The sequence below is a fragment of the Cellulophaga sp. RHA_52 genome, from assembly GCF_007827205.1.
In the GTDB taxonomy this organism is placed as follows: Bacteria; Bacteroidota; Bacteroidia; order Flavobacteriales; family Flavobacteriaceae; genus Cellulophaga; species Cellulophaga lytica.
Genome location: NZ_VIRZ01000001.1, coordinates 3,397,932 through 3,407,500 on the forward strand (window position 1 = coordinate 3,397,932; position 9,569 = coordinate 3,407,500).

Annotated in this window: 6 protein-coding genes (1 of these 6 only partly in view); 5 read left to right on the forward strand and 1 reads right to left on the reverse strand. The window is 31.9% G+C overall.

The genetic code is table 11. The annotated features are described in order from the left end of the window. Positions 1-243: 243 nt before the first annotated feature. Positions 244-2,796, forward strand: a complete 2,553-nt coding sequence (locus JM80_RS14835) for an ATP-dependent Clp protease ATP-binding subunit (RefSeq protein WP_013621973.1) — start codon at positions 244-246, stop codon at positions 2,794-2,796. Between the two features lie 206 nt (positions 2,797-3,002). After that, positions 3,003-3,425 carry a hypothetical protein gene (locus tag JM80_RS14840; RefSeq protein ID WP_034646815.1) on the forward strand — a complete coding sequence of 141 codons (423 nt, stop codon included), beginning with the start codon at positions 3,003-3,005 and terminating at the stop codon, positions 3,423-3,425. Between the two features lie 28 nt (positions 3,426-3,453). Here the strand turns inward: JM80_RS14840 and JM80_RS14845 are convergent, their stop codons facing one another. Continuing rightward, positions 3,454-4,998, reverse strand: a complete 1,545-nt coding sequence (locus JM80_RS14845) for an NAD(P)H-hydrate dehydratase (RefSeq protein ID WP_144710834.1) — start codon at positions 4,996-4,998, stop codon at positions 3,454-3,456. 269 nt (positions 4,999-5,267) lie between these two features. On the opposite strand from JM80_RS14845, the gene thrA reads away from it, so the two are divergent. The 3 genes from thrA to JM80_RS14860 form a co-directional block, all read left to right on the forward strand. Further along, entirely contained in the window at positions 5,268-7,712 is a 2,445-nt protein-coding gene (thrA, locus tag JM80_RS14850; protein ID WP_144710836.1) for a bifunctional aspartate kinase/homoserine dehydrogenase I, read from the forward strand. Positions 7,713-7,714: 2 nt separating this feature from the next. Continuing rightward, a complete protein-coding gene (locus tag JM80_RS14855; protein ID WP_144710838.1) occupies positions 7,715-8,641 on the forward strand; it encodes a homoserine kinase in 927 nt (308 codons plus the stop codon). A gap of 158 nt (positions 8,642-8,799) precedes the next feature. Beyond that, on the forward strand, positions 8,800-9,569 hold the start of the coding sequence (locus JM80_RS14860; RefSeq protein WP_144710840.1) for a DUF349 domain-containing protein. It continues 1,219 nt past the right edge of the window; only the first 770 of its 1,989 coding nucleotides appear in the window; it begins with the start codon at positions 8,800-8,802; the stop codon falls past the right edge of the window.

Below are 9,569 nucleotides of genomic sequence, written 5' to 3' on the forward strand. Positions count from 1 at the left end.
TACTAATTTGATTAAAAATTGATGCCAATATACATAAAATCATCACGAGAAAAGCAATATTTAGTTACTTTAATACAATATTTATTAACACTTTTTAATAGGCAAATGGTTAATAATTATTTAAATTATGACAGCCAAAGCTGTTTTTTTCGACAAATAATCAAACTTTAACGAATATAGGAACAGTATTTGCCTTATATAAAAATAGATTTATTACTTTTATAATTGATTAAGGATTAATTTATGGATGACAATTTTTCACCTAGAGTAAAAGATGTAATTGCGTACAGCAAGGAGGAGGCATTAAGACTTGGACACGATTTTATTGGTACCGAGCACTTAATGCTTGGCTTATTACGAGACGGAAACGGAAAAGCAATTAATATATTAGATGCATTAGAGGTAGATTTAGATCATTTGCGACGCAAGGTGGAAATACTTAGCCCAGCAAATCCTAGCTCTGACAATTTGCAAAAAGATAAAAAAAACTTGCACTTAACAAGGCAAGCAGAACGCGCATTAAAAACAACATTTTTAGAAGCTAAACTTTTTCAAAGCTCTTCTATTAATACAGCGCATTTATTACTATGTATTTTGAGAAACGAAAACGACCCTACTACTAAGCTTTTACACAAACTAAAAGTAGATTACGATAATGTAAAAAGTGAATTTAAAACCATTATTACTAAAGATGAAGACTATATAGATTCTCCAAGAGCAGAGTCTTTCCCTGGTGATGCAGATAGTGATAATGATGAAAAAGAAAACTTTGGTGGAGGTGCTACAGCTGGACCAAAATCTAACAAAAAATCTAAAACACCAGTTTTAGACAATTTTGGTAGAGACTTAACCAAAATGGCAGAGGAAAACAAATTAGACCCTGTTGTTGGTAGAGAAAAAGAAATAGAGCGTGTATCTCAAATATTATCTCGTCGTAAAAAAAATAACCCACTTTTAATTGGTGAACCTGGTGTGGGTAAAAGCGCCATTGCAGAAGGTTTAGCATTACGTATCATTAACAAAAAGGTTTCTAGAATTTTATACAACAAACGCGTTGTTACACTAGATTTAGCCTCTTTAGTTGCTGGCACAAAATATCGTGGACAGTTTGAAGAACGTATGAAAGCTGTTATGAATGAGCTAGAAAAGAATGATGATATTATTCTTTTTATTGACGAAATACATACTATTGTTGGTGCTGGTGGTGCTACAGGAAGCTTAGATGCTTCTAATATGTTTAAACCTGCATTAGCCCGTGGAGAAATACAATGTATTGGTGCCACAACATTAGATGAATACAGACAGTATATAGAAAAAGATGGTGCTTTAGAACGTCGTTTTCAAAAAGTAATTGTAGAGCCTACTTCTGTAGACGAAACAATAGAAATTTTACAAAACATTAAGGGCAAGTATGAGGAACACCACAATGTAAATTATACAGATGAAGCTTTAGTTGCTTGTGTAAAATTAACGAACCGTTATATGACAGATCGTTTTTTACCAGACAAGGCTATTGACGCGCTAGATGAAGCTGGCTCTAGAGTACACATAGTTAATATGGATGTACCTAAACAAATTTTAGAGTTAGAAAAACAACTAGAAGATGTTAGAGAACTAAAAAATACCGTTGTTAAAAAACAACGGTATGAAGAGGCTGCTAAGCTTAGAGATGATGAAAAAAGAATTGAAAAAGATTTAGCTCTTGCTCAAGAAAAATGGGAAGAAGAAAGTAAATTACATAGAGAAACAGTTACAGAAGAAAATGTAGCAGATGTAGTTTCTATGATGAGTGGTATTCCTGTAAACAGAATTGCGCAAACTGAAATTAATAAATTAGCAGAATTACCAAGCTTAATTAAAGGCAACGTAATTGGTCAAGATGATGCTGTTGCAAAGGTATCTAAAGCCATACAACGTAACAGAGCCGGACTTAAAGATCCTAACAAGCCAATTGGGTCGTTTATATTTTTAGGTCAAACCGGTGTTGGTAAAACACAATTAGCAAAAGTACTTGCTAAAGAATTATTTGACTCTGAAGATGCACTTATACGTATTGATATGAGTGAGTATATGGAGAAATTTGCAATCTCTAGATTAGTTGGTGCGCCTCCAGGATACGTTGGTTATGAAGAAGGCGGACAATTAACTGAAAAAGTACGCAGAAAACCTTATTCTGTTGTTTTATTAGACGAGGTAGAAAAAGCACATCCAGATGTGTTTAATATGATGCTTCAGGTGTTAGATGATGGCTTTTTAACAGATAGTTTAGGTCGTAAAATAGACTTTAGAAACACTATTATTATAATGACATCTAATATTGGTGCACGTCAATTAAAAGATTTTGGACAAGGTGTTGGTTTTGGAACTTCTGCAAAAAAAGCACAAGCAGACGAACACCAGAAAAGTGTTATTGAAAATGCACTTAAAAAAGCATTTGCTCCTGAGTTTTTAAACAGAATTGATGACGTAATAGTATTTAACCCATTAGAAAGAGCAGATATCCATAAAATTATTGACATTGAGTTAAGCAAACTTTATGCAAGAATTAAAGATATAGGTTACAACTTAACATTATCAGAAAAAGCTAAAGACTATATTGCAGACAAAGGATTTGATAAACAATATGGAGCAAGACCTTTAAAAAGAGCAATTCAAAAGTATATTGAAGATGCTTTAGCTGAAGAAATAGTAAACTCTAAGCTAGAAGAAGGTGACAGTATTTTTATGGATTTAAATGATGAAAAAAACGAACTTACCATAAAAATTAAGAAAGAAGGAAAAGCATCTGAAGCTTAAAAAAAACGTAAGTTAATAAGTACAAAGGAGTCAATTTTCATTGACTCCTTTTTTTATACAAATTGTATTAAACGTAAGAAAATATAAGCCAACAGAGCATATTAGCAACTGTTAAAGGATATATTAACCTTTTATCTAGTTTTTTTTAAATTATCTTAACATAAAATTAATTTAGCTTCTGAACACTATTTTATTACATACAGAATATGAAGATGGGGCAAACCAAAAAGGCTGTAATTGTTAAAGAATATCAATTAGAGTCTGGCAAAATATACATATATGACAACTATATGGTAGCATCTTTTGATGAAGGAACTACCATAACGTTAGAAAAAGCTTTTCAAATTATAGGAATTTCAGAAATACACTTTAGAGATAAAGATTTTGGATACATTAGTTTGCGTAAAAATTCTTATGCAATAGACCCAACTGTATATAATTTTGTTAGAGGTTTAGAAAACCTAAAAGCATTTGCAATTGTTTCTGTTAAAGAAATTGATATGCATAACTTTAAAATTGAAAAAATGTTCTACAAAAAACCAATGAAGTTTTTTATAGAATATTCTAACGCATTAACTTGGGTGAAGAGAAAATTATCTACAGCAGCGGCAGCAAAAACTAAAGAATAGTTTAAGCGCCACTTTAATAGATTATATTTTATGCCTGCTGTTGTTCTTGTTGCTGAGGAACTTCAGGCCTTTTAAACAACTCTATAAATGCCCCTCCAATAGTGTTTGCAATAGAAGAAGCCGTTAAAGATTGATAGCCTAATTTTTCTACAGCTAAATCCCCTGCACTACCGTGTAAATAAACGCCAAAAATTGCCGCCAATACTTTTGGATATCCTTGTGCTATTAAACCAGTAATTACCCCTGTAAGAACATCTCCACTGCCAGCAGTTGCCATACCCGGATTGCCAGATGTATTAATAAAACCTTTACCCTTATACAAAACTATTGTATGCGCCCCTTTTATAACCAAAACACATTTTAATTCTAATGAAAATAGTTTAGCTTTTTCTAGTTTATCAAAATCATTATCCCATACACCAATTAAACGTTCTAACTCCTTAGGGTGTGGGGTTAACACACTATCTTCTGGTATCAACTTAAGCAAATCTTTATTTTCAGATATAATATTTAGCGCATCTGCATCTATTACAAGTGGTATTTTATTATTTTGCAAAAACTTTGTAAAAGCTTCTACTGTTTCTGATGCTTTTCCTAAACCAGGTCCAACACCAATAACGGTAGGTTCTAAATTAAAATGAAAATCTGTTATAGTATTTTCATTAACATCTGTTTGCACCATAATCTCTGGCATAGCACTCTGCATAGGTATATATCCACATTGTGGTAAAAAAGCAGAAACTAAACCACTACCAGAATTTAATGCTCCTTTAGCTGCTAAAATAGTTGCCCCTATTTTACCGTAACTTCCTCCTATTATTAAAGAATGACCATAAGTTCCTTTATGAGCAAACTTTTCTCTGGGCATATAACTCTGCAAAACTTCATTTTTACTAATTAAAGTATATGTGGTTTCTGTAACAGTTAAAAATTCTACATCTATTCCAATATCAATTATTTCCCATTGGTTACAATAAATACCTGTTTGTGGTAAAAAGAACGCCAACTTAGGAGACTGAAATGTAAGTATATGGTTAGCGTGTATTATAGCATTAGGATTTTCTACAACTTTATCTAAAAACAACCCAGACGGGACATCTACAGCTAACACAAAAGCTTCAGAGTTGTTTATGTGCGTCATTAAACTAGCCACCCAATCATCTGGAGTTCTATTTAGTCCTATACCAAAAATTGCATCTACAACAATATCTTCTCTACTAATAGTCGGTAACTCAGTTTCTTTAGACAAAAAATTAGGCCAAACATTTCTATCCTTTAGCCTTTTCAAATTTGTTAAGAACTCATCAGTACGTTTTTCATTATAATTTACAATATACACTTCTATATTATAGCCATGCTCTTGTAAATGTCTCGCTACAGCTAAACCATCTCCTCCATTATTTCCTATACCACAAAACAAATGTATTTTTGGTTGTGCGCCTTGCAAACGTAAATGCAACCAATTAAACAATTGTACTGCTACACGCTCCATTAGCTCATCACTTGTAATTTGCTGTTTTTCAATTGTAAATTTATCAGCTTGGTATATCTGTTCTCCTGTAAAAATCTTCATTCTATAAAAATATTAAGCTTTTACTATTAAATTGGTAAAAGTTTTAGAAATCATTTGTTTAAAAATACAAAAGTACTACATTTGACTTGTTAATAAGCAAAGCTTAAACAAACATTTTGGACAACGTAACTACATTTTCTACTACAATTTTTACTTGTGTTATCACAAACACAACAATTACCCCTTTGGGGTAATCTGCTATATAATACACGTCCGTTATACGTATTGTTTTATCAATACAACTTATAAAAATCTATAATTATTTTACCATGAAAGTATTAAAGTTCGGCGGAACTTCGGTTGCCAACGCCAACAACATAGAGTTAGTTAAAAATATAGTTAAAAACTCAAAAAATAAAACTGCAGTAGTTGTGTCTGCCTTTGGTGGCGTAACAGACCTGCTTTTAAATGCAGCAGAATTAGCTTCTACTCATAATGAAGAATACAAAAATGTATTTTTAAAAATTGAAGAAAGACATATTTCTACCATAAAAGAATTAATCCCAGTTTCTAACCAAAGTAAAGTACTTAGTAAGGTTAAAAGTGAATTAAACATTTTAGAAACACTTTTAGAAGGTGCTTTTTTTATTGGCGAAATAACACCTAAATTATCAGATAAAATTGTAAGCTATGGTGAGCTATTATCATCATACATTATTAGTGAATACTTTATTGCGGAAGGCCTAAACGCCAGCTACAAAGACAGTAGAGAACTACTTAAAACTAATACAAACTACGGTAAAGCTGCTATTTATAATTTTGAAGAAACAAACAGTTTAATTCAAAACTACTTTAACAATAACAACAACCAAATTACTGTTCTTGGTGGCTTTATAGCTTCTTCAATTAAAGGAGATTCTACTACACTAGGGCGTGGCGGATCTGACTATACAGCAGCAATTATTGCTGCTGCAGTAGATGCAAAAAGTTTAGAAATCTGGACAGACGTAAGTGGTATGTATACTGCTAACCCTAAACTAGTTAAACAAGCTAAAGCTATAGAAAACATCTCTTACCAGGAAGCTATGGAACTATCTCATTTTGGTGCAAAGGTTCTTTATCCCCCTACAATACAACCTGTATTAAGTAAAGGGATTCCTATTGCCATTAAAAATACTTTTAGCCCAGATGCTATTGGCACTACAATCACTAAAAATTTAGATAAAAACGGCAAAACGGTACGCGGTATTAGCCATATAGAAAACATAAGTCTTATTTCTCTAGAAGGATCAGGAATGGTAGGTATTCCTGGTATCTCTAAACGTTTTTTTGAAGTACTTTCTTTAGCTCAAATAAGCATTGTACTTATAACTCAGGCATCATCAGAACATTCTATTTGTGTTGCTATAGATGCAAATGATGTGGCTCTTGCAGAAGAAGCCATTAATAATGAATTTGAGTATGAAATTTCATTAAAAAAAATTAAACCTGTTTTAGTAGAAAATGATTTAGCCATTATTGCCTTGGTAGGAGACTCTATGAAAAATCACCAAGGTTTAAGTGGCAAAATGTTTAGTACACTTGGTAAAAACAATGTAAATATTAGAGTTATAGCACAAGGTTCATCAGAGCGTAATATATCTGCAGTTATAGACAAGGCTGATGTAAAAAAAGCATTAAACTCTCTTCATGAAAAATTCTTTGAAGAAAACATTAAGCAACTTAACCTATTTATTATGGGTGTTGGTAATGTTGGATCCAAATTACTTCACCAAATTAAACAACAAAAAAAGTATTTAAAAGAAAACCTCAAACTTAATGTTAGAGTAATTGGAATATCAAACTCTAGAACAATGTTTTTTGATGAAGACGGAATATCTCTTAAAAACTGGGAATCATTACTTTCTAAAGGAGAAAAAGCAAATAAAGAACAATTCTTTAGCAAAGTAAATAGCTTAAATTACAGAAATAGTATTTTTGTAGACAATACAGCTAGCGAGGTAGTTTCTAATACATATGCAAATTATTTAAGCAACAGTATTTCTGTTGTTACTTGCAACAAAATTGCGTGTTCATCTGTATACACAAATTACAGTAGACTAAAATATTTAGCTCAAAAATACAATGCTCCATTTTTATTTGAAACCAATGTAGGCGCAGGTTTACCTATAATAGACACCTTAAAGCACCTAATAGCTTCCGGAGATAAAATTTTAAAAATACAAGCCGTACTTTCTGGTAGCTTAAACTTTGTATTTAATAACTTTAGCAATAAAACCACATTTCATGACATTGTTAAACAAGCGCAAGAAGAAGGCTATACAGAACCAGACCCTAAAATAGATTTAAGCGGAATAGATGTAGCTCGTAAAATTTTAATTTTAGCTAGAGAAAGTGGTTACAAACTAGATATAGATGAAATCACAAACAAATCATTTTTACCTGAAGAAAGTTTACAAACAACAAATAATAATGACTTTTTTGCTTCACTAATAAAATTCGAACCTTCTTTTCAAGAAATGTATACAGAAGCAGCAAATAAAGATGCTAAACTAAAATATGTAGCGCAATTTGAAGACGGAAAAGCAAGCGTTGGTCTACAACATATCCCTAAAGGACATGATTTTTACAACCTTGAAGGAAGTGACAATATTGTATTATTTTTTACAGAAAGATACCCTAACCAACCATTAATTATAAAAGGTGCAGGTGCTGGCGCAGACGTAACTGCCTCTGGTATTTTTGCAGACATAATAAGAATAGGAAACTTTTAAGTATGAAAAACGAAATTAAAGTATTTTGTCCGGCTACCATCGCAAACATTTCATGTGGTTTTGATGTACTAGGTGTTGCATTAGACAATGTTGGAGATGAAATGGTTGTTAAAAAAACCAGCAAAAAAGGAATTACTATTACAAAAATTGAAGGTCAAAATTTACCTTTACAAACACATAAAAATGTAGCTGGCATAGCCGGATTGGCGTTACTATCTGCATCTGATTATGAAGGAGGTTTTGAAATAGAAATATATAAGAAAATAAAAGCCGGAAGCGGTATAGGCAGTAGTGCTGCTAGTTCTACTGGTGCTGTTTGCGCTATGAATAAATTACTAGGAGAACCATTTAGTAATTTAGAACTTGTACAATTTGCAATGAAAGGAGAAGAACTTGCTAGTGGCGTGCAACATGCAGATAATGTTGCACCGGCTATATATGGTGGCTTTACCCTAGTTCGCAGTTATAGTCCCTTAGATATTATAAAAATAAATACTCCTAAAAAATTATACGCTACTGTAATACATCCACAAATAGAGATAAAAACATCTGACTCTAGAAAAATATTAAAAACAACAATTTCTTTAGCGGACGGAATAAAACAATGGGGTAATGTTGGTGGATTAATAGCTGGTTTATACACAGAAGATTATGACTTAATTAGCAGGTCACTAGAAGATCATATTATAGAACCAATACGCTCTATACTAATTCCTGCTTTTGATAATGTTAAATCTGCGTCGTTAAATGCTGGCGCATTGGGCTGTGGCATTTCGGGTTCAGGGCCTTCTATTTACGCCCTTAGCAAAGGCAAAGAAACAGCAGAAAAAGTAGCCGAGGCAATGCAAAATGTTTATAATAAAGTAGGTATTCCTTATGACATACACGTATCTACAGTAAATACTGAAGGAATAAAAACCATATCATAAAAACAACACCTGTAACAAACCATAAATTATTTCGTCTACTAAATAAAATTAAGGTACTATATATTGATTATTAGACTCCTAAAAAAACATATTAAGTTTTGCCGTTTGTTTGGTTGTTAGTATATTACCGTTATAAAGAAATCCAAATACACATAATTATGTTGGAAGACAGCAAAGAAGAACTACAAAACAATGTAGGGGGTGATGAAAATTCAGAAACTACTGATGCTAAAACTGTTTCAGAGAAAAGCACTGAAATAGAAAGTAATAATTCAGAAGAAATATCATCTAATGACAAGCAAGGTGATAAAGAAATCTTAGATGAAATTGAAGAAACCAATGCCGAAGATGCAGAGGATAATGACAATCATCAAAGACATGAGATACCTTTATTAGATTACCATGCTATGAGTATGGAAAATTTAGTAGGCGAATTACAGCGTCTAGTAAAAAATGAAAAAGTACAAGCTATTAAAAAGCATGTTGACGGTATCAAGTATGAATTTGATTTAAAGTTTCAAGAATTTCTAGAACATAAAAAGGAAGAATTTATCACCAATGGAGGTAATGAAATTGATTTTAGATACAACTCCGTAACTAAAAGACAATTTAATGAAGTGTATTCAGATTACAGAGAAAAAAGAGATGCTTACTACAAAAATTTAGAACAAAATTTACAGAGTAACTTAGAAAAACGCATACAAATAATTGAAGAACTAAAAGGTTTGGTTAATGTTGAAGAGGACATTAATACTACATACAAAAACTTTAAAGATCTTCAAGAAAATTGGCGTAATGCTGGTCCTATACCTAGAACAGAATACAATAATGTATGGAGAACTTACCATCATCACATCGAAATTTTTTACGATTTCTTACACTTAAATAGAGAGCTAAGGGATTTAGATTTTAAACATAATTTAGAAGA

Coding starts and splice junctions, on each gene's coding strand:
- JM80_RS14855 (WP_144710838.1), top strand. CDS start 7,715: ATGAAAAACGAAATTAAAGTATTTTGTCCGGCTACCATCGCAAACATT.
- JM80_RS14845 (WP_144710834.1), bottom strand. CDS start 4,998: ATGAAGATTTTTACAGGAGAACAGATATACCAAGCTGATAAATTTACA.
- thrA (WP_144710836.1), top strand. CDS start 5,268: ATGAAAGTATTAAAGTTCGGCGGAACTTCGGTTGCCAACGCCAACAAC.
- JM80_RS14840 (WP_034646815.1), top strand. CDS start 3,003: ATGAAGATGGGGCAAACCAAAAAGGCTGTAATTGTTAAAGAATATCAA.
- JM80_RS14835 (WP_013621973.1), top strand. CDS start 244: ATGGATGACAATTTTTCACCTAGAGTAAAAGATGTAATTGCGTACAGC.